The sequence below is a fragment of the Clostridium sp. ZBS15 genome, from assembly GCF_023845705.1.
GTDB lineage: Bacteria > Bacillota > Clostridia > Clostridiales > Clostridiaceae > Clostridium > Clostridium aquiflavi.
Genome location: NZ_JAMQHY010000069.1, coordinates 1 through 21,843, shown reverse-complemented (window position 1 = coordinate 21,843; position 21,843 = coordinate 1). Strand labels below are relative to the sequence as shown.

Genomic DNA, 21,843 nt, shown 5'->3' with positions numbered 1-21,843 from the left:
TCCTAAAGAATAAAAAAATAGTGTATTGATTTAATGAAAAACCAATACACTATTTTTTAGATATTAAATATATATTATTTTTAGTTACTGTGAAGAGTTACTCTTATTATTGAACTTTTTTAAAGTTTTTATTCATATCAAAATATTTTTTTATTCCAGTAATGCTAACAATAGATAAGCTAGTAATAATACTAACCGCTGCAATAATTTTTCTATTTTTAGAATTTCTCTTTATTAAATGATATTTACAGTATTTTTCATCCTCTTCCACAGTATTACAACATTCTTTAATTTTACACTTCATAAATACTCCTCCTTTTATTTTGCGCTATATTTACGCAAATTCCCTTACCCATAAAATATAGCCTATTTTTTTAATATGTTTTTTATAAATTTTTTTGAGTTATGTACAATTTGGTTTATATTTACTATTTTCGTTTCATCTAAACTTTTATTTATAGTATTATCTTCTTTAAATTTATGATTCACATAATTTTTTCCATATAATAATTGATGCTGCCAAGAGTTCTCTTCATTTTCAGGAGGCAACCAATTATATATTTTATTTTCGTCTATTATTTCATCTAAATTCTCTAACTTTATAAATAAATATTGTAATTTTTCTTCTTCTATACCCTGAGATATTTTTAAATCTATTAATGTTTTTATTCCTTTTTTTAAATAAACATAATCTTCACATAATTGATTTAACTTTCTCTCTACATTTTTTTCTGAATACTTAGCAGAGCCAAAATTTTTTTCAAAAATATTTAATTCGTCCCATTGTACAAAAAAGTTAACTAGATTTATAAATTCTCTTAAAATACTATCTAATCCTATATTTAGTTTACTTTGAGCCATAAGTTGAATAAAAGTTTTTCTTTCTTCATGATTTTCTAATATTGACTGTTCAAAATCTTCTAAAGCTGACATTATATTAGAATATCTATAATTCCTTTGACTTTCCTTAATATCTTCTAGTAAAAAATTTACATCTTTTATTTTATTCTCTAATCTATTAAACTGTTTATTAATTATAAAATCACTAAAATCTTTCTTACAACTTTTAAACATAATTTTATCCACCTTAAATATATTTTTTAATCTTTCTTAGTTTTTAATACAATGATATCATAAATATTTATTATATTAAGTTACATTAAAATATCTTCTCATGAAAACTTATTAAGTTCATGAGAAGATATCTTTTAATATAATAAATTATAAACAAGGACGCATACTGTCTGCACTTATCCCCATAGTTGATAAATTATGTAACACAGCAGATGTTGTCGGTCTTATATATCCAAATAAGCCCAGTACAAGAAGTGATGTGTTAAATAAAAGTATATTTCTATAATTTTTATTTATCTTTAACATAAGGTTTTGACTTATCTTTCTAACTATTACAAGTGACTCTAAATCAGATGACATTAATGTTGCATCTGCAACTTCTTTTGCTATATCCGATCCATCTTTCATAGAAATAGAAACATCTGAAGCTGCAAGTGCTGGTGAATCATTAATTCCATCACCTACCATTATTACTTTATGTCCATCTGCTTTTAATTTTTCTATAATATTAGCTTTTTCTTCTGGTAATACCTGTGCATAGAATCTATCTATTCCTAACTTTTCGCTTACTATTCTAGCATTTTTCTCTCCATCACCAGTTAACATTATTACTTGATTTATTCCTGTATCTTTTAAATTTGAAATTATTTGTTTGGCTTCTTTTCTTATTGGATCACTTATGCAAATAAATCCTGCTGGTTTATTTCCAACTGCTAAATAAATAAGAGAATAGCCATTACTTTCTTTTTCTATAAGTTCTTTTTGTTCATCTGATAATATGATTCCTTCATCTTCAAACACAAAATGATAACTTCCTATTATTGCTTTTTCTTCATTAATAGATGTTGCGATTCCATGAGCTACAACATACTCTACTTTTGCATGTTCTTCTTTATGATGAAGTTCTTCTTGCGCAGCTTTTTTAACAATAGCTCTTGCTACACTATGTGGAAAATGTTCTTCTAAACATGCAGCTGTTTTTAATACATAATTTCTTTCAAATCCATCAAAAGGTATAACTTTAGCTACTGTTGGAGATGCTACAGTTAATGTACCTGTCTTATCAAATACAATTGTATCTGCTTCTGCTAATGCTTCTAGGTATTTACCACCTTTAACCATAACTTTATGGGTTGATGCTTCTCTCATTGCAGATATTACTGAAATTGGAGTAGACAATTTTATTGCACAAGAGTAATCTACCAATAGTATTGCTAATGCTTTTGTAATATTTCTTGTAATTAAATATGTAGCTGCTGCTCCAAATAAACTAAATGGAACAATATTATCTGCTAGTTTTTCAGCCTTGCCTTGTATATTTGCTTTTAACTCTTCTGAATTATCTATTAACTCAATAATCTTACTAATTCTACTTTCTGAACATAAAGCTTTTACCTCTACTTTTATGTCACCTTCTTCAACAACAGTTCCTGCATATACTACATCATCTATTCCTTTTTCAATGGCAAGAGGTTCTCCAGTCATTGAAGATTGATTTACCATAGCTTGACCATCATAAACAACTCCGTCAATTGGTATAACATTTCCAGTGTGAATTATTATTTTGTCACCAACCTGAAGATCTCCTATAGGTATTAATATTTCTTTATCATCATTTGCTAACCATACACTATCTACATTTATGGCTAAACTCTTAGTAAGTTCATTTTTTGTTTTCTTTCTTGTATAGTCTTCAAGTAACTCAGAAATATTAAGTAGGAACATTATGGAACCTGCTGTTTTGTAAGCCTTTTGAGATAACGCTGCTCCAATTGATGCTGCATCTAATACATCAACATTTATATTCCCTTGTAGTAAACTATTTACCCCCTTATTCATAAACCTAAAAGAATTCCAAACTGCTAATACTTTACGTATGCCTGTTGGTACAAATAGTTTTATAAAAACTCTTCTTCCTATCATATGTAAAATTGTATTTTTAAATTCTTTATCTATTTCCTTTGAGTTTTCTTTATTATCACAATCTAATTCTGGTAATTCTGATATTTTTATTTTAGAAAGTAACTCTAATATTTCATCTTTATAGTCTTCATTATAAAAAATTAAAATACTTCCAGTAACATAACAAGCCTCTGTGCCTTCAATATATTCACTCTTTTCCAAGATATACTCTATACTACAACTTTGCTCTAATGAAAAAGCAAATTCTCCACATCTTACTCTTAAACGACCTGGCATATCATGGACTATTTTATATTTCATTTATAAATCACATCCTTTTATTTTCATGTGCCTTAATTAAATATTAGGTTTCATAAGCTTGTTTATAAAACTCATGAAACCTAATATAAATTGTTATTAATTAAATCTTAATTTAATTTTAACCTTCAGAAGATACAGAATCTTCTACTGAACTTTTTCTTGCTTCATAGCAGATATCTTGTGCATCTTCTTTCATTGTTTCAAATAAATTTTGTGCATCTTGTTGAAGTTTCATTCCATTAGCTAATGTACTAACATAAATCTTCTTAGCTGTCTTACTTTTTAAAGCTTTTAATCCTAAAGTACCAGCTACAACTCCACCTGCAAATATCATAAGTTTTTCATTTTTTAATATGTTTTCCATAAATACCTCTTCATTCTATTTTTTTATAATTCTACATTTTAAATTATAATTTTACAAAAATTATAATATCATACTTTAAAAATGATTGTCAATTGAATTTGAAAGTCATAATTTCAATCTTGAAATAATATTTATCTATATATTTATATATTAATTTATTATTAAATTATAGTAAATAAATATTATACATTTAATTTATAAAAAATATTTAAAACTCTATAAAAATCACGATAATTGTATTTACTGTTATGATTTAAAAACTTTTTATAAAAACTTATTTAATAAATTTATAATATCTTTATATTAGCTTAACTCTTTAAATATTAAAAACGATATTATTCGATAAAAATATTTTATAATTGATAATGATTTTCATTTACATTTTATAGATTATATGTTATATTATTTTCAGGCTTAATTTTATCGCGGCAATTTTTTATGGGAGATGATATTATTATGGCAAGAATGATTAAACCGAGATTTAAATTATGTAGGAGATTAGGATTAAATGTTATAGGTCATCCTAATGCAATGAAAAGAGCTAATAATGGTAGTGCTAGAAATGCAAAGAAACTTTCAGCTTATGGTACTCAGCTTCTTGAAAAGCAAAGACTTAGAGCATACTACGGGGTAATGGAAAAACAATTTGCAACTTATGTAAAAAAATCACTTAAAGATAAAGAACCCACTGGTCCTGCTTTAATAAAAAGATTAGAATGTAGGTTAGATAATTTAGTTTATAGATTAGGCTTTTCAACTTCAGTTGCTCAAGCACGTCAGATGGTAGTTCATGGACATATTTTAGTTAATGGTAGCAAAGTAAATATTCCGTCTTTCAATATAAAGATTAACGATGTAATTGCTTTAAGAGAAAAATCTCAAAAAAATGAACTTTTTAAAGAAAATTTTTTATCACAAAGTAATAATTTATATCCATATTTAAGCAAAAATCAAACTGATTTTTCAGGTACTCTTATAAGAAATCCTGAAAGACATGAAGTTCCAATACAAATTAATGATTCTCTAGTAGTAGAATACTATTCTAAACTTTAATAATTAATAGACTATATATTAAATATAGTCTATTAAAAAAAATACTTATATATAAATTTGAAGATAATTTATATTAGTTTTTTAGTTGAAAAGAGGTGTCTTATGTGAAGAGTAATACTAATAAAAACCCAAATCAAAAAAATAATTATAAAGAATACTTGTTTTGGGAAAATAGAATATTAAATGATCATTCGTTATGGGAAGGATATTTTGATAATATATCTATAACCACAGAATCTAAAATTGCTTATACTGGAATATTAGATTCAGAAAAAGGTATTTTAAAATGTGGATGGGTAGTTTATCCTTCTATAAATGCTCTTTTGGGTTTTTTACAACATATATTCTTACCTACTTCTTTTTTAACTTATTTTGATCGTACATGTGAAGGATTCTTCATTCCAGTATCTACTTTTGATATTGTCACTGAAGAAGTAATTAAAAATAATTCTATCAATATAAGTAATCTTAATTCAATGATAGAATCTTACAATTTTCTAAATTCTCTTTGGGAAAGTAATGAAGACAGGCTATTATTAGAATTAAATTTATTTTGTGATAAGTTTAATAACAACTGGGATAATGATCCTGAAAAAAAATTATTTATTAAAATTTTCAATTCTCCTTCAGATACATATGAATTTATAACAGAGTCTATAAGATGGGACTTTGAAGAATTTATAGAAGAAGAACTTTCTATGAGTTTAAGTAATCTTAAATTTACTTGTAATAATGTAATTAATGAACCTTTATTAAATAAAAAGTTCATTGATATATTAAATATAAATATACCAATATTATTTTAGCAAATTGTAATAATTAATTTAACATTGTTGCGCCAAAACAATGTACACCTTCTATTACAATAATTATTTGTTTTTGCTAAAATCTAAAAATATATAATATTATTAAAAGAACAAAAATAAANNTTTATTTTTGTTCTTTTAATTACATAACTTTAATAATTAACTAGAATTATAAAAAATAAGAATTTCAATAACATAGTTATATTTTTACATTGACTTTTCATGTAATGCTAAATACTATCAATATAATAACTGAAAAATTTATATGGAGGTATGTAATGATTATCTTATTAGGATTAACAACAATTACATTTTTAATTTTTCTATTCTCATACCTAAAAGATTCAAGAAAATTAATTAATGGATTTCTATTTAATATTTTCTTATTTTCAGCAATGATAACAACTGTTGATATTGCATTTGAAACACAAAATAGATTTTTAATACTTTTATTTCTTGTATTTTTTATAATTATGTTTATAGTTTTTGCTTTTGGTATTTATGCATTAATTGTAGGGTTATTTATAAATGCTAAAGTTGTCATAAAACGTGAAAGTAGAACTCCTGCTAACTTATTAACTTTTTTTCTTGCACTAGCATTAATACTATATTTAATTTGGTCTTTTGTAATAAGTAGTTGGAATTTTCCTGAGGAAGTAAAAGTTCTTTTAAGTGGAATAAATTTTGTTTTACTATACTATTTATTCGATGTTTTCAATTTTTTAATGATATCATTTCTTTATCAATTTAATAAGCCAAAACTTTGCCAAGATTTTGTTATTGTATTAGGCAGTGGATTAATTGGAGAGAGAGTTCCACCACTATTAGCTAGTCGTATTGATAAAGCTATTGAATTTTATAACAAACAAGGTACTGTAACTAATCCACCTAAAATTATTTTTTCTGGTGGTCAAGGATCTGATGAAAAAATTTCTGAAGCATTAGCTATGCAAAGATATGCTATCAAAAAAGGAATTCCTATTGAAGATACCATTTTAGAGGATAAATCAGTAAACACTTTACAAAACATGGTGTTTTCTAAAAAAATAATGGATAATTTAACTCCAAATACGCACTCTAGTATATTTGTAACAAATAATTTTCATTTATTTAGAGCTGGAATTTTTGCAAGAAAAGCAGGTTTAAAAAGTCAAGGAATTGGCTCTAAGACAGCATTTTATTTTTTACCAAATGCAATGATTAGAGAATATATTGCTTTTGTAGTTATGTATAAAAAAAGACATGCAATTATTACTTTATTAATATTGATTGTGAGTATACTTTTATCTCTAGTGCAATATTTCTTTGTGACACCTTACTTATAAATTTTATTTCGTACATAATTTTAATAGAACAAAATCGCTAAGGTGACTTTGGAGCCGTCGATTTTTTTAGCCATGCACCCTTTCCAAACGCAGTGCAGGAATAATGGTGCGGCATATGATTATTTTTTATTCTTTAGGGGTACTCATAATACCTTTAAAACACATTATTTTAAAAGTTATCCACAATTTTTTTAATAATATAAATTCCTAAAGAATAAAAAAATTGCACTTTAATATAGGCTTTGTTTTAAATATGTGTTAATATATGCAATAATTACTTGTTCCACTTTGCTTATGCATATATCAACACGCTACTAAAGCAGAGCCTAAAAAGTCCTTAAATTTATTCAAAAATTTTTTTAACTTCATTTAGTTCCTTAAAATTTGTAAAATCGAAATGTAATGGTGTTAATGTAACATAGCCTTGAGATAAAAAGTATAAATCACTTTCATCTTTTTCTATTTCATTTCTAACACCTCTAGTTTCATAAACTCTATCATCATCTTCTTGTAAAAGAACATATTCTGTTTTGTATGTAGATTTTCCAATCTTACATACTTTTAATCCTTTAATATCCTCTTCATTAATATTAGGAACATTAACATTTAATACTACATTCTTTTTTAAATATTTTTTCTCCGCTAAATTAACTACTTTACTTACCCAATTAGCAGCTTTACTGTAGTCCTCATCATCTCTATTCCAATCTACATCCATAGATATAGCAATGGATGGTACATCATAAATTGCTCCTTCTATTGCAGCTGAAACAGTACCTGAATATAGAATATCAATTCCACTATTAAAGCCTCTATTTATACCTGAAATAACAAGATCAATATCTTTAGCTAATAATGATATTCCAGCTTGAGTACAATCTGCTGGTGTTCCAACAATACTATAAGACTTACAATCTAAGCCTTCAATCTTTTCTTCTCTAATTTTAATTGGTATATTAATAGATATAGAATGGCTTGATGCACTTTTTTGTTCTCTTGGTGCAACAACTATTACATTATGCTTTTCTAACATCTTTTCTGCCAAAGTTTTTATTCCTCTAGCACCTATACCATCATCGTTAGTAATTAAAATATTCATATTTCTCCTCCATATATTAAACCATATATATTTTGACCATATACTTTTATTAAATGGTAATTATGTTATTATTATACACCATAATTTTACTCTCATTAAATTTATTAATATTTTTTCAAAACAAATTAATATTAATGGTTTTTATTAATTATAATGTTTCAATCAATAAAGAGGCTTCATTCAATTAGAAGCCTCTTTTATTTTTTCTATATTTTAAGTTTATTATTTTAAATTTATTTTCTCAATTTAAGTCTTCTTATCATTGTATTCAAAGTTTCTGCTTGTGCTGTTAATTCTTCACTTGCAGCAGCACTTTCTTCTGATATTGCTGAATTAGATTGAATAATATCTGAAATTTGGATAATACCACTATTCACTTGTGCAATTGATTCTGCTTGTTCTTCTGATGAAGATGCTATATCACAAACTAATGCTGTAACTTTATTTACTTTATTAACTACTTCTAATAAATTTTCTGCTGTATTATTTGCTAAATTTTTCCCAGTAATTATGTTATTTATTGCTTCTTCAATTAATATAGCTGTTTGTTTTGAAGCTTGTGCACTTTGATTTGCTAACTTTCTTACCTCTTCAGCCACTACAGCAAAACCTTTTCCTGCCTCACCTGCTCTAGCTGCTTCTATTGCAGCATTTAATGCAAGCAAATTAGTTTGTGCTGCTATGTCATCAATAGCCTTAATAATATTATTTATATCATTGGATGATTTTTCTATCTTATTCATTGAGCTTAACATATTTTTCATTTCATCATTACTTTTTTGTACATCTTCAAGTAGTTTAATTGTTATCTCATTAGTATTATCTGCATTTTCAGCATTATTTTTTACTTTTTCATTTATTCTTTGCATTGATGCTGATAATTCTTCCACTGAACTTGCTTGATTTGTAGATCCTTCTGATAAAACTTGTGCAGTTGTTGAAACTTGTTCTGAGCCTCCAGTAACTTGATTAGATGCCTCTCTAATTTCACCAAATACTTCATTTAAGGATTGCAAAATATTATATAATGAACTTTTTATTTCAAGAAAGTTTCCCTTATACTCTACTTCAGTTTCTATGTTCAAGTTTCCATTTGAAACATTCTCCAAAACATTCTCTATATCATCAATATAAGCCTTTAAAGATTTAACCATTTTAGAAAATGCATCAGTTAATTCTCCAATTTCATCCTTTGATGTTGATTCAATTGAAACATTTAAATTTCCTTGTGATATTTCATTCGCAATATTTACCATGTTATTTATTGGATTACTTATCAACTTTGAAATACGCTTTGCCAATACTATAGTTAATACAAAAGAAATTATTATACATGATATTACTGCCAATATTGCAATGAATGATAATATTCTTAATCTATTTGAAACTTTATCACAATCAATAATATTATTATTTAAAAGTTCATCTGCTAAAGTAGTTATATTTGCTATAACAGGTTTACCTTCTTTTCTAAATAAATCTAATGATTCCTGATTTTTATTACCTAGCCCTAAATTAACTACTTTTGTTCTAACAGTATCATACTTTTCAACTGAATCTTTAAGATTATTAAATATTTCTTTTTCTTTATCTGTCATACTTTTATTTCCAATTTCTTGTAATAATTCACTTATTTTATTCTCACATTCATCAAGTAAGTTTTGAGATTCTAATAGTTCATCCTTATTTTCTAAAAATATAATATCACGTACAATTGCTCTAGATTTTTGAATCTCCATACCTAATTTCCCAATATCACCTTGTGAAAATCCATAATTAACCAAAGCATATTGATAATCCTTATTAGTTTTTATTAGAAAACCAAGTGCAATTAAACCTGATATTATTGAAATTATTGCTATTCCAATAAATGAAACTATTAGTTTTTTATATATTGGCATATCTTTAATCTTCATGAAATCCTCCTTAGTATTTTTCCTCATCTGTTAAGTTATATGAGCATTGCTCTTCTCAAATTTTAGAAACACAATAAATTTAGCTTGGATAAGTAGTTTGACAAAAAATATTAATTAACAAACTTATTCAACTTTCAAAGAATTAGTAGTTCTGCAAAATGTTAATCTATTTTTCATAAGAACCTAATAGAATCAGATTTGATATGATAAAATTAAATCTAAAAATAATATAACATATAATTTATCACTTGTAAATGAAAACCATTATCATGTTATAGATGCTTTTATTGTGATAAATTGGATATTTTAATAGCAATATTTATAATATTATCGTATGTATACATTCATTGTCTACTTCATTTACTACTTTTAACAAATCACGCTCCATATTTAGCAGTATAAATTTATATAATCTTGAACAAACTAAAATCAAATTTTACTGTTGAAAGGACTATATAACTATGAAAGGAATTTTAAGAAATTTATTATTATAATTAATATATACTTCTATTTGAAATCAATATTAAATATTTCATCTTTATCACCCATAAATACAATACGGTATCCATTATCTAATAAAACAGTATCCTCTCCACTTATATAACTATAATTAATACACTTCCCATTTGCATCATAAACAGCAAATGCACTATTTTTAGATGAATTTATATTAATATTTTTTCCTGCCATTTCAGGTGGAACAGTATACCATTTTGCATATCCATCTTCTCCAATTGTAACTTTAGTTAAATCATTACTTAGCTTTGGAATTGCATCAGAAGCAATTGCAATACTAGAACCAAATTTAAGATATTCTATACCATTTTCTTTATAAAATTTAAAGTCAAATAAATCACGACCTCCATTACCTGGTATTTTAGTAATAGACTTTGCTTCATTTTCACTTACTATTTTATGTCCCATAAAATAGCCTTGATCTTCATCCTTAAAACTCATATGGATTGCATTTAAAAACTTCATATATTTTTCAGATGTATATTTTTCATTTAATACATAATAGTCTTTATTATTTCGTAATTTCCATACTGATTTTAAATCATCACTAATAGGATTTACCTCTACCTTTTGTAAATTATAATCCCAAATAACACCTTGTGATAAACCCTCCAAACTCATATACATTTTTCTTACTAAATAAATAATACCATTCTTTTCTTCAACAAAATTGCATTTACATCTTCCATCTGCTAAAGTAAAATAGCCATCATTAGTATAAGTATAAACTTGCTCATTATCCTTTGAATCACCTATAAGATTAAATGTTAAGGTTCCATTACAATTAATATCAACTTTTGCCATTGTATTTGATATATTATATAATCCTGAATATTTAGTAAATTCTTTTGGCATATTTGTTGTTTCAGCATTTGGTAAAGTTACATCTGGAAGCATTTCAGAAATAATACCTTTCTCCTTAAGAATCTTCAATAAGACACTTGTACCAAAAGCTTGATCATAGCCACTTGCCCCTCCTGAAGAAACAACTGCTACTGACAAATCATATTGTGGTAAACAAATTATACTACCATGATAGGCTAGTGTATCTCCACCTTTAGTCAATGCTTTTATTCCATACCTATTAAATGGGAATGAATCTACACTATCCCAACCAAGACCATACCCAATCATATTATCTTCTGCTTTAATATGTATGCCCTTAGCATATTCTTTTTCAGACATTGAATCTATAGACTCTTTTGATAAAATATTTATATCTCTGTCAGTAAAAATACGTGAAAATTCACAAAGATCTTCTGCTGTGGAATATATACCTCCAGTTCCAATAATATTTACACTTTCATTAGGTAATTCTTTTTTGTTTAAATTATTGTCATAAACCTTAGCCAAACTTCTCTTGTCAAAACTATTAAGTGGGGTTTTTGTATTAGTAATATTTAAAGGCTTAGTAAAGTTTTCATGTATATATGTTGTAAAATCTGTACCACTGACACGTTCAACAAGTAATTGTGCAAGTGTAAAACCATCATTACAATAAACAGAATATTCACCTGGATTTGCTTTTAATCTTTGATTTGAAAGTTCAGAAAGAAGTTGATCATAACCGGTTGTGTCATTATCATCAAATAGAAATGTATCTTTAGATGTTGTTCCCATAATACCTGAAGAATGATTTATAAGCATTCTTGGAGTAATTTGTTTATATCGTTCATCTTGCATTTTAAAATCTAGTATATAGTTCACTACTGGTTTGTCCAAATCAATCTTATTTTCATCTACTAATTTCATAACTGATGCTGTAACAAACATTTTACTTATAGATCCAATGCCATACATTGTATTTTTAGAAATTTTCCCATTCTCTCCTGCATTATCTGATAATATAATTTTCCCTGAATCAACAACAGCATACTGAATGCTTGTTGTATCATAACCCTCAATAAGTAAATTGGCTTGCTTTTTTATTGTTTCATCAAGTGATAAATTTTCCTTAATTTTATTGATACTAATTACACTTGAATTAGTTATTGAATCATTTTCAATAGCTAAAACTTGTATAGAATTAGTAACTGAAAAAACTAATATTAAAAGTAACCCTGCAATAATTTTTCTTTTCATTTTATAATTCTCCCTCTACCCATAAATAAATGTATAGTTAACTCATAATTTGATTAATTATAGAATTTATTTAAATGTTAGTATTTTTATTTTACGGAATTTCTTGATACAAATAATAGAACAGTAATTAACAAAGCCAAGGAAAACATTAACGCTCTTATACTTATAATCTTTAAACCTAATAAAACAAGCAAAAATATAAATGATATAAGCATTATTATTGCAAACCTACTTATTTTATGTGTTTTATTAGAATTATAAACTTTCTGAAGTTCATTTATTTTAGAATAGTAATTTATACATGGTATTGTTGTAAAAACAGTAATTGCTAGTGTAGGCATTAGAATAACAGCAAATATTATTCTACATATGTCAGGTAAATAATTATTCTTAGCAAGAAATATTAAAAACATAAGTAAAATAGAACAAAGTGAGGATGGTATTGCTACTTTTTTAAGTGATGCATATTGGCTTATATACTTTTCTGTTTCAGTCTCACTATCAGTATAAATTAGTTTTGTTCCTTCAGGAGCACTAAATATATGAATTGTATTTCCTATAGAACACACATTATTCCATCCTGCTTCCTCAAAATATGAAAAATATTCTTTATCTGCATTGCTTCTATAATCTAAAGAATATTGCAATTTTTCAGGTTTAGCTTTTTTTAGTTTATATCCCATACATATAAATTTATCTAATTTCCAACCTTTACCTGCATATTCAGATAACATCTGCATCTCCTCATGTTCTGCAATTGATAGCCCTTTACTCATAACATATTTTGTATTAAACATATATTATAACATCTCCTCAACATTAAGTATCTTTTCAGCAATTTTAATCATTTTACGCTTTCTTTCAATTTCATTTTTTAAAGATTCAATACCTTTACCTGTTACTACATAAACTTTTTTCTGTTCCGATTCTTGTGTAAGTTTTATAAATTCTGCATCAAGAAGTTTTTTTATACTTGTGTATAATGATGCAGGACCTATTGAAAATGCACCTTCCGACATTTCTTTAACTGATTTCATAACTAGATAACCATGTTTAGGTTTTATTAAAGATAGAAGAATGTAATAGTAAGCCTCTGTAAGTTCACCCATCTCTAAAGAATTGTTTCTAGCCAAATCCTATATCACCTCCATCATATATCTTTTAATGATATATCATTAAATAAACTATATCATTAAAAGATACTCATGTCAATAAATGTATAATTTGTTTTTATTTTTAATTTTCCCTTTGTTGATACCGATTCCCTTATTGGTATCATATCTAAATAGCAAACGTTATTATATACAAATTTATATCATCAGCAGTCTTATTGAAATAAAATAATGGAGTAGAACCACCGCTCTCTGCACTTGGTTCTACTCCATTATTTAAATACATTATTAAGTTATCATTTATTTGTCATATAGTCCTCTGCATCAGCAGTAAATTAGATTTTTCCATTTTATCCTTGTGTATATATTCTACACTTAAAATACCTTGTCCGTTTTTAATTTAATGCTTAGCAAACCACATATCTTTCTATTCCTATTGCTACCCCATCATTATGTACAGTATCAGTAACTTTTTTTGCATATTTCTTAACTTCATCGCAAGCGTTTCCCATTGCTATTCCACATCCAACTGTTGATAGCATTTCTATATCATTTTTTCCATCTCCAAATGCATAGCTATTTTCAATGGGAATGTCTAAGTGTTCTAAAGCTTTTAATATTCCAGTTGCTTTAGTATTTTTCTTTGAATATAGTTCAAAAGATTTCTCATCTATGCTGCTAAAATAATCATAATCAGAATTACTCTTTACTAATGATAAACATAATCTTGAAGCTTCATCATCAGTACATAGCATTTCTACTTTATGAACATTAATTTCTTCAATATCATAATCACTTTTTATATATCTTCTAGAAATCCCTAAACTGTCATAAAAATTATAAAACTCTTTATAATCTTCTTTCATATATGAGTAAAGTTCTCCTTCTAAAATATATTGGATATTATGTCTTTCAAATTTAGATATTAGATTTTTTACAAACTCTTTATTAATAGGATCACTATATATCATATTATTATCAATTATCACTTGAGCTCCATTCGCTAAAATAAAACCATCAAATCCAAACTCTAATATGGCTTGGCTCAAAAATGCATATGGTCTACCAGAAGCAATAAAAACATAATTTCCATTGGCTTGTAAGAAACGAATTACCTTTTTAACTTTTGGTGTAATATCTAATAATCCGTTAAAACAATCTAATAATGTTCCATCTATATCTAAAAATATAATCTTTTTCATAAATTCATCCCCTATTTTCTTATTTATTCTGATTTTATATCGTTTATTCTCATTTGTCAATTGAATTTATAGTTGCTTTATATTAAAATGATAATAAATGATAATTTAAGGAGATATAAAAATGTTTATAGAAGAACGTTATAAATATATTTTAGATTTATTAGATAAAAACGGAAAAGTATTAGTTAAAGATTTAAGTAAAGAATTTAATGTAAGTGAAAGCATGATTAGAAAAGACCTTCAAGCTTTAGAGAAAAAAAATCTATTACAGCGTACTTACGGTGGTGCTATAAATGTAAAACATTCACTTGTTAATTGCCAAAGTTTTAGTAAACGTGTGGTTGAAAACATTGATTTAAAGGAAATTGTTGCTCAAAAAGCGTTTAATCAAATAAATGAAAATGATACTATTTTTTTAGATGCATCAACTATTTCATATATGATTGCAAAATTAATAGTAAAAAATGATACACCCATAACTTTAATCACAAATATGTTTGAAATATCATCATTAATTCCTGAAAATTCAAAGACACATTTTATTTTTATTGGTGGAGACTATAATGTATTTGTAGGTGGTAGCATTGGATCGTATTCTATTGAGCAAATAAAAGAATATCGTTGTAATAAAGCATTTCTAGGTTGTACTGGGATTGACCTTAGTGATGGTAGTATAAGCACTGCCATTTCAGAGGATTCATGTACTAAAAAGGCTATAATAAGCATATCTAAAGAATTATTTTTAGTAATGTTAAATGAGAAATTTAAAACAAATGGCAGTTTTATTTTTTCAAATGCTGTTGATTTTCATGGTATTATTACTGAAGATTTACCTGATAAATCTATAATTAATTTACTTGAAGAATACTATGTTAATTTAATATAATATTTTCTTTTAGTAAATAATTTATATAATAAATAAAAGAGATAAATGAGCTTATATATTAATCCATTTATCTCTTTTGTTAATTAATAACTTAATTTTTATTTACTAGATAATACTTTGTTAGCCTATAACATTATAGAATTTTTAAATACTAATTATTATAATAATTCTTTTCTTAACTCTTCTGGTGATTTTGCTGAAAGATATGCTGGTGGAACATCAAATACTGTGCAAGCACCTGTTTTTCCTTCTTTAGCCATCTTAACAATTGCTCTAGCATATGCAACTAATACACTTGAAGTAAATTCTGAATTACTATCTAATGAAAGTGAAAATTCTATTTTCTCCTTATTTCCATTACCTGTAACCCCTGTTCTTATAACAAAACCTCCATGTGGCATTCCTGAATGATTTTTCTTTAATTCTTCTTCACTTATAAAGTTAACTTCCGTATCATAGTCTGAAAAATAATTTGGCATAGTCTTAATTTCATTCTCTACTCTTGTCTTATCTGCACCCTCTTCTAATACAACATAACAAACTCTTAGATGTTTTTCTCTAGTTGTAAATTCTGGATTTTCACCAGTTCTAACTTTTGATAATGCTTCTTCTTTAGGAATTGTATATTGTTTTCCGTCTTTAACTCCATCTATTCTTCTTATAGCATCTGAGTGACCTTGGCTTACTCCCTTACCCCAAAAAGTGTAATCTTTTCCTTCTGGTAAAATTGATTGTCCTATTAATCTATTTAAAGAAAATAAACCTGGATCCCAACCAACTGAAATTATACTTAAAGTTCCAGCAGATTTAGCAACCTTATCAATTCTTTCAAAATATTGTGGAATCTTTGCATGTGTATCAAAACTATCTACAGTATTAAACATTTCTGCGATCTTAGGTCCTTGTTCTGGTAAGTCAGTAGCTGATCCTCCGCAAAGTATCATAACATCAATTTTATCTTTATATTCTGCGATTTTTGAAATATGTATAGCATTTAAGCCATCTTCAATAGAAACTCCTTCTCTTCTTGTAAATACAGCCTCTAACTCTATGTCGTCATTTTGTTTGATTGCCTTTAATACCCCTCTTCCTAAATTTCCATATCCAATTACTCCAACTTTAATTTTATTTTCCATATACTATAGCCCTCCATTTTTAATTTTAATTAATTACTATTTTACCATATTTTATTTGTATTATTTATTCAAAGTAACTGAAAAATATGATTTTTATAACTATGAAAAATATTGTTATTCCACTTTATCTTAATACTATTATAAAATCCTAAATGTCATCTATTAAATTTTATTCAGAAATTCAAAATTCATATGTATATTGTTTATAGAAACATAAAAATAAATCCTATGTATACATATTGTCATTGCACTAAAAAAATTCAATACCCTATAATTTACTATAGAATAAATTTGCATTTTTATATTTATCACAAATCTTAGTATTTTTAAGTTTTCCCCTACTTCATACCACATAAAAGCAATAAGATAAAACTAATATTTATTAAAATAAACATTAGTTTATTTTAGTTTGTTGATTTTCATTATTACTTTATTTATAATAAACCTTATAAATGCCTAAACACCTAATTATTAGTTATTTTATAATTAATATTATTTATAACGAAATGGAGAATTATATGACGGAACGTGAGTTGGAAATTTTAAAAATAATTAAACAGAATCCATTGATTTCACAATATGAGCTTGCAGATATTCTCGGGATTACTCGATCTGGAACTGCCGCTCACATTCATAATTTAACAAGGAAAGGATACATAAAAGGAAAGGGATATGTCTTAAGTGAGCCTAGTTTTATCACAGTAGTAGGTGGCGTTAATATAGATACTATTGGAACGTCAATAAGTAAACTAATACAAGATAATTCAAATCCCGGAAAAATAGTTCATTTACTAGGAGGTGCAGGAAGGAATATCGCACTTGCTCTAACAAAACTGGAAATTCCTAATTATTTTATTTCTGTATTCGGCGATGATCTAAACGGAGAAAAATTCTTAGATGATGCAAAAGAAAATAATATGGATATTCAATATTGTGAAAAAATTAAAGGAGAAGCTACATCATCATTCATCTCTATTAATGATTCAGCTGGAAATAGAATAGTTAGTATTGATGACATGGACATATATCATAATATTACGCCTATGTTTATTGAAAAAAATTTAGACAAAATCAATCATTCAGATTATTGCATTATTGACACAAATCTTCCTAAGGATACCATAGATTACATATATGAAAAAGTAACAGCCCCTCTTGTAGTTAAAACAGTATCTTTGAATAAAAGCTATCGACTGATTAATAACATACAAAAGATAGAAATTTTAATAATCACACCAAAAGAGCTCTTTCAATTAATTTCTGAATTAAATGAAACTTATACAAACATTAGTAATGCCATTGATATTTTACTAAATAGGGGTGTTAAAAATGTTCTCGTTTTTTCAGCAAGCAAATATCTATTCTTTAAAAATCAAAGTAAAGAATATAAATTGAAGATTGCAAAAACTTCAATTGTAAATACAAACGGAGCAAGTGCAACTCTAACTGGCACTTTAATCTGGGGACTTCAAAATAATATGAAATGGGAAGAGGCCTTGAAATATGCGTATACAGCAGCTATTAGTAGTATGGAAACACAAACTCCAGTAAACACAAATTTATCTAAGGAATTATTAATTGAAAAAAAGAAATGTCTTTTCCCCAATTAAAACTATGCTATCACTTTTCATAAAAAACCTAATATTGGTGATATATATCACACAACATTAGGTTTTTTACTAAAATAATACTCATATAATATTAGTTATTAACAAAAATCCTATAGTCTCCCCACATAATATAGATATAGTCTAATTCCTCTTTTATTCATAAAATTTCAATAGATTTTCAGCTAAATCTAAATTAATTTCCATTGGTGAATTACCTGCAAAACGTTCTTCAACGACCTTTTCTGCATTAGATATAAGTTCTTCCTAGAAACATTGAATTTTTTAAAAGAGTCAAGTCCAATTACCTCATCTCTAAACCATTTAATTTTTTCTGCTGTGATTTCACCAATTTCTAAGTCTGTAGGATTTGCCGGATATTCAGCCCCTAAAATTAATCCAATTTCTTTTACTTTTTTTGGATTTACTTTAGCCGTATATAACAAAGTACCCGGTAGAGCATAAGCACATGCCATTCCATGTGGAATTCCATAAAGTGCGCCAATAATATGAGCCTGTGAATGACCAACATGGGTCCCTGCATTATTTAACATCCAGCCACCTAATGCAGCAGCAACCATCATACGTTCTCTTGCTTCTATATCAGCTCCATTCTTTATAGCTTTAGGAAGGTATTTCACAATTAAATACATAATTTTTTCACAAATAGCATCTGTAATTGGAGAAGATAATTTGGATGTATATCCCTCAGCGGCATGTGAAAATGCATCTAAACCAGTAGCTGCCGTCATACTTTTGGGAAGTGTAATTGCTAACTCAGGAGCTAACACAGCATATTCACTCACAACATTATTTGATAAAACAGACAACTTTTCATGTGTCTCGGGTTCAGAAACAATTAAAGCATTAGATAATTCACTTCCGGTACCAGATGTCGTAGGCACTGAAATTAATCCTTTACAAAATTCATAAATATCTTTCTCAAAAGCATACTCTCTGATATTCCCACCTAAAGTTCTAACAATATTGATTCCTCTTGCTGAATCAATAGCACTTCCACCTCCAATACCTATAATACTGTCACAATTATTTTTTAAGAATAATTTAGCTCCATCATCAATAATATCAGTAGGTGGATTAGAAACTATTTTATCGTAGACAAAATAATCCATGCTATTTTCTTTTAATAATGCAAACATTCCTTGAATAATAGGCGTATTTACTAAAAAGCTGTCAATGGCTACCATAGGTTTTTTATATTTTTCCATGTTTAGAATTTGCAAAATAGTATTCGCTAATTCGTGACAAACAATAACTTTAACTTTTTGTTCTAATTTAAAATTCATAATATCCTCCTAGTTTTTAATAAACATTGTTGCCCTTACCCCTAAAATCAACTTTTACAATAAATATATTTTTACTAATAAATTTCATTTTATAAACCTAATTCTTCAGCAACCTTATCTGCTCTTTCACAAAATTGTTTTACTTTTGGAATATCTTTTTCCATTACACCATCATTGTATTTATAGCTTGTCTTAGTTAATGAGTCTACACCATAAGGTTTTACCTGTTTGATACATTCTTCTACATTGTCTGGTCCTAAGCCTCCTGCAATAATCACTGGTATATTTACAGATCTAACGATTTCTGAATCAATATTCCAATCGTGTGTCATACCACTTGCTCCAATACCTGTATCTACTGCAAGTCCTGAATCTGTTAATATATAATCACAAAATTTTGCATATTCTTTTGCACGTTCTACAGCTTCAGGTCCATCCACAAGAACAGCCTGCATCAATTCAACCCCTGGACATTCTTTTCGTAATCTTTCAGCGAATGCTGCATCAGCTGTAAATTCCATACCAGCAATATGCAAAATATCCGGTTTTACTCTGTTTGTAATAAAAATCATTTCATCTGGGTCTGTATTCAGCATGATAGCTACACATTTTACACCACGTTTTTTAGCCTCATTAAAGATACGATCCACAACATCAAATGGAACACGATGTGCTGGTACCCCTCCACTCTGCATAGGTACCAATCCAATATGGTCTGCACCCGCATTAATAGTTGCGATACTTTCATTGTAGTTTACTAAAGAATAGATTTGCTTTTTCATATTTTTACACCTCTTCTAAAAATTTTCTTGATCTTTCTATTACATTTTTAATGTTTAAATTTGGAGATACTGACTGTGCAACTTCCACTGTTAAACTAGCTGCTGCCTGAGTCAGCATCCCAACTCTTGATAATGGTATTGCATTGTCGTACTGAAAACGTGCCCATGTAATTGTTGCCATATTACAATCCCCAGCTCCATTTACACTAACTACACGTGTAGGATAAATTGGGATACAATCTACTTCTCCTTCTCTTGAGCACAGTATTCCATTTTCTCCTAAAGATATAAATACATTCTTTACTCCTTTTTTATGCAAAACTTTGGCTGCTTCTTTGGCGCTTTCAATATCAATAATTTTTATTCCTGATAAAGCACTTGCTTCTAACGCATTAGGTTTGAAAGTATCAATCTTATCTAAAATATTTTCAAATCTGTTTACTTTAGCAATAGAAACTGGATCTACAAAAATAGGTACAGTACAATGATTTGCAAGCCATTCCATAGATTCTTTTGAAATATTTCCATCAAGCACACAAATTGATGCTCCGTTAATGAAACTTATACGCCTCTCTAAAAATTCTGGAGTAATATTTTCTGTAATTTTCATATCATTAACCGCTGTTACCATATCTCCATGATCATCTGCAACATATAAATAAATAGAGCTACTAGTGTTAAGAATACATTGAGCATAATCTAAGTGAATATCATACTTTTTACACTCTTCAGCTAGAAATTCCCCAAAATAATCATCTCCATAGACTGTTATTAAATATGTGGGAACATCTAATTTTACTAAGTTTTGAGCAATATTCTGTCCTACTCCACCAACTGTCATCTTAATTTCTCCAATATTTGAATCTTTTTCCCTGTATAGATTTCCAGACAAGCCTGCTATGTCTAAATTCAGCCCTCCTATAACCACTACATAATTATCCGTTAGCATCTTGATACCCCCTTAACCTCTATGAAAAAACTATAACACAAAGTTTTTATATTTTAAACAAATATTTATACTTATAAACTTTTGTTTAAAAGTATGAAATGTCTTAAATCTATAAAATATATATTTATTTAATATAAAATAAATATCAATATTTTCTTCTAAAATTGCACTTCACTTTTTATGCAAAATTCATTGCTAAAAAATTTATATAAACAACATTTGTTTATGCTATTACATTTAATACTAATCATATAGTAAATTTAATTTTAGAATATGTATGTGAATATCACAGAAACTAACTAAGTAATTTTTTAAGCAAATTTTCAAAAAATCAACAAAAATAATACATATAAATAAAAATGAGCATCTTTTTGATGCTCATTTTAAAGTGGACCCTTTGTCAA

Annotated in this window: 19 protein-coding genes; 5 read left to right on the top strand and 14 right to left on the bottom strand. The window is 26.9% G+C overall.

All coding sequences use genetic code 11. From position 1 onward, the window contains the following. Positions 1-106: 106 nt before the first annotated feature. The 4 genes from NG904_RS16045 to NG904_RS16030 form a co-directional block, all read right to left on the bottom strand. Entirely contained in the window at positions 107-304 is a 198-nt protein-coding gene (locus NG904_RS16045; protein WP_252212078.1) for a hypothetical protein, read from the bottom strand. A 62-nt stretch (positions 305-366) separates the two neighbouring features. Further along, positions 367-1,074 carry a hypothetical protein gene (locus tag NG904_RS16040; RefSeq protein ID WP_252232696.1) on the bottom strand — a complete coding sequence of 236 codons (708 nt, stop codon included), beginning with the start codon at positions 1,072-1,074 and terminating at the stop codon, positions 367-369. A 147-nt stretch (positions 1,075-1,221) separates the two neighbouring features. After that, positions 1,222-3,297 (bottom strand): heavy metal translocating P-type ATPase, encoded by a 2,076-nt coding sequence (locus NG904_RS16035; RefSeq protein WP_252232694.1) that lies wholly within the window; start codon positions 3,295-3,297, stop codon positions 1,222-1,224. 118 nt (positions 3,298-3,415) lie between these two features. Then, complete coding sequence (locus NG904_RS16030) at positions 3,416-3,661, bottom strand: DUF6110 family protein (RefSeq protein WP_252212071.1); 246 nt, start codon at positions 3,659-3,661, stop codon at positions 3,416-3,418. 456 nt (positions 3,662-4,117) lie between these two features. Here NG904_RS16030 and rpsD point away from each other — a divergent pair, with 456 nt between their 5' ends. The 3 genes from rpsD to NG904_RS16015 all read left to right on the top strand — a co-directional run bounded on the left by rpsD (position 4,118) and on the right by NG904_RS16015 (position 6,845). After that, a complete protein-coding gene (gene rpsD / locus NG904_RS16025) occupies positions 4,118-4,714 on the top strand; it encodes a 30S ribosomal protein S4 (protein ID WP_252232691.1) in 597 nt (198 codons plus the stop codon). Between the two features lie 104 nt (positions 4,715-4,818). Further along, a complete protein-coding gene (locus NG904_RS16020) occupies positions 4,819-5,520 on the top strand; it encodes a hypothetical protein (protein WP_252232677.1) in 702 nt (233 codons plus the stop codon). 278 nt (positions 5,521-5,798) lie between these two features. Beyond that, entirely contained in the window at positions 5,799-6,845 is a 1,047-nt protein-coding gene (locus NG904_RS16015; RefSeq protein ID WP_252212066.1) for a YdcF family protein, read from the top strand. 343 nt (positions 6,846-7,188) lie between these two features. Here the strand turns inward: NG904_RS16015 and surE are convergent, their stop codons facing one another. From surE to NG904_RS15985, 6 genes are all read right to left on the bottom strand, one after another. Further along, complete coding sequence (gene surE, locus NG904_RS16010; RefSeq protein WP_252232675.1) at positions 7,189-7,944, bottom strand: 5'/3'-nucleotidase SurE; 756 nt, start codon at positions 7,942-7,944, stop codon at positions 7,189-7,191. A gap of 233 nt (positions 7,945-8,177) precedes the next feature. Further along, a complete protein-coding gene (locus tag NG904_RS16005; RefSeq protein ID WP_252232667.1) occupies positions 8,178-9,860 on the bottom strand; it encodes a HAMP domain-containing methyl-accepting chemotaxis protein in 1,683 nt (560 codons plus the stop codon). A gap of 507 nt (positions 9,861-10,367) precedes the next feature. Next, positions 10,368-12,458: a serine hydrolase domain-containing protein gene (locus NG904_RS16000; protein WP_252232665.1), complete on the bottom strand. Its 2,091-nt coding sequence runs from the start codon at positions 12,456-12,458 to the stop codon at positions 10,368-10,370. Between the two features lie 86 nt (positions 12,459-12,544). Then, positions 12,545-13,255, bottom strand: coding sequence for a DUF2812 domain-containing protein (locus NG904_RS15995; protein ID WP_252232663.1), 711 nt, complete (start codon positions 13,253-13,255; stop codon positions 12,545-12,547). Between the two features lie 3 nt (positions 13,256-13,258). After that, the gene (locus NG904_RS15990; RefSeq protein ID WP_252232661.1) at positions 13,259-13,591 is read right to left on the bottom strand and encodes a PadR family transcriptional regulator; all 333 of its coding nucleotides are present in this window, start codon (positions 13,589-13,591) and stop codon (positions 13,259-13,261) included. A gap of 386 nt (positions 13,592-13,977) precedes the next feature. Then, positions 13,978-14,772, bottom strand: a complete 795-nt coding sequence (locus NG904_RS15985; RefSeq protein WP_252232659.1) for an HAD family hydrolase — start codon at positions 14,770-14,772, stop codon at positions 13,978-13,980. A gap of 121 nt (positions 14,773-14,893) precedes the next feature. On the opposite strand from NG904_RS15985, the gene NG904_RS15980 reads away from it, so the two are divergent. Beyond that, entirely contained in the window at positions 14,894-15,658 is a 765-nt protein-coding gene (locus tag NG904_RS15980; protein WP_252212051.1) for a DeoR/GlpR family DNA-binding transcription regulator, read from the top strand. 158 nt (positions 15,659-15,816) lie between these two features. On the opposite strand, the gene NG904_RS15975 is transcribed toward NG904_RS15980, so the two are convergent. After that, the gene (locus NG904_RS15975) at positions 15,817-16,794 is read right to left on the bottom strand and encodes a diaminopimelate dehydrogenase (RefSeq protein ID WP_252232657.1); all 978 of its coding nucleotides are present in this window, start codon (positions 16,792-16,794) and stop codon (positions 15,817-15,819) included. Between the two features lie 518 nt (positions 16,795-17,312). Between NG904_RS15975 and NG904_RS15970 the strand changes: the two genes are divergently transcribed. Continuing rightward, a complete protein-coding gene (locus NG904_RS15970; RefSeq protein ID WP_252232655.1) occupies positions 17,313-18,404 on the top strand; it encodes a PfkB family carbohydrate kinase in 1,092 nt (363 codons plus the stop codon). 188 nt (positions 18,405-18,592) lie between these two features. Here the strand turns inward: NG904_RS15970 and NG904_RS15965 are convergent, their stop codons facing one another. From NG904_RS15965 to NG904_RS15955, 3 genes are all read right to left on the bottom strand, one after another. After that, positions 18,593-19,645 carry an iron-containing alcohol dehydrogenase gene (locus tag NG904_RS15965; protein ID WP_252232654.1) on the bottom strand — a complete coding sequence of 351 codons (1,053 nt, stop codon included), beginning with the start codon at positions 19,643-19,645 and terminating at the stop codon, positions 18,593-18,595. A 152-nt stretch (positions 19,646-19,797) separates the two neighbouring features. Beyond that, on the bottom strand, positions 19,798-20,403 hold the full coding sequence (locus NG904_RS15960) for a phosphoribosylanthranilate isomerase (protein WP_252232652.1): 606 nt from the start codon (positions 20,401-20,403) through the stop codon (positions 19,798-19,800). Positions 20,404-20,494: 91 nt separating this feature from the next. Further along, complete coding sequence (locus NG904_RS15955) at positions 20,495-21,439, bottom strand: carbohydrate kinase family protein (RefSeq protein ID WP_252232650.1); 945 nt, start codon at positions 21,437-21,439, stop codon at positions 20,495-20,497. Between the last annotated feature and the right edge of the window lie 404 nt (positions 21,440-21,843).

What these genes read in the sequence shown, in the direction of transcription:
- NG904_RS16040 (WP_252232696.1), bottom strand. Translation starts at nt 1,074, where the DNA reads ATGTTTAAAAGTTGTAAGAAAGATTTTAGTGATTTTATAATTAATAAA.
- surE (WP_252232675.1), bottom strand. Translation starts at nt 7,944, where the DNA reads ATGAATATTTTAATTACTAACGATGATGGTATAGGTGCTAGAGGAATA.
- NG904_RS15970 (WP_252232655.1), top strand. Translation starts at nt 17,313, where the DNA reads ATGACGGAACGTGAGTTGGAAATTTTAAAAATAATTAAACAGAATCCA.
- NG904_RS16005 (WP_252232667.1), bottom strand. Translation starts at nt 9,860, where the DNA reads ATGAAGATTAAAGATATGCCAATATATAAAAAACTAATAGTTTCATTT.
- NG904_RS16000 (WP_252232665.1), bottom strand. Translation starts at nt 12,458, where the DNA reads ATGAAAAGAAAAATTATTGCAGGGTTACTTTTAATATTAGTTTTTTCA.
- NG904_RS15955 (WP_252232650.1), bottom strand. Translation starts at nt 21,439, where the DNA reads ATGCTAACGGATAATTATGTAGTGGTTATAGGAGGGCTGAATTTAGAC.
- NG904_RS15975 (WP_252232657.1), bottom strand. Translation starts at nt 16,794, where the DNA reads ATGGAAAATAAAATTAAAGTTGGAGTAATTGGATATGGAAATTTAGGA.
- NG904_RS16015 (WP_252212066.1), top strand. Translation starts at nt 5,799, where the DNA reads ATGATTATCTTATTAGGATTAACAACAATTACATTTTTAATTTTTCTA.
- NG904_RS15960 (WP_252232652.1), bottom strand. Translation starts at nt 20,403, where the DNA reads ATGCAGAGTGGAGGGGTACCAGCACATCGTGTTCCATTTGATGTTGTG.
- NG904_RS16030 (WP_252212071.1), bottom strand. Translation starts at nt 3,661, where the DNA reads ATGGAAAACATATTAAAAAATGAAAAACTTATGATATTTGCAGGTGGA.
- NG904_RS16035 (WP_252232694.1), bottom strand. Translation starts at nt 3,297, where the DNA reads ATGAAATATAAAATAGTCCATGATATGCCAGGTCGTTTAAGAGTAAGA.
- rpsD (WP_252232691.1), top strand. Translation starts at nt 4,118, where the DNA reads ATGGCAAGAATGATTAAACCGAGATTTAAATTATGTAGGAGATTAGGA.
- NG904_RS16045 (WP_252212078.1), bottom strand. Translation starts at nt 304, where the DNA reads ATGAAGTGTAAAATTAAAGAATGTTGTAATACTGTGGAAGAGGATGAA.
- NG904_RS15995 (WP_252232663.1), bottom strand. Translation starts at nt 13,255, where the DNA reads ATGTTTAATACAAAATATGTTATGAGTAAAGGGCTATCAATTGCAGAA.
- NG904_RS15980 (WP_252212051.1), top strand. Translation starts at nt 14,894, where the DNA reads ATGTTTATAGAAGAACGTTATAAATATATTTTAGATTTATTAGATAAA.
- NG904_RS15985 (WP_252232659.1), bottom strand. Translation starts at nt 14,772, where the DNA reads ATGAAAAAGATTATATTTTTAGATATAGATGGAACATTATTAGATTGT.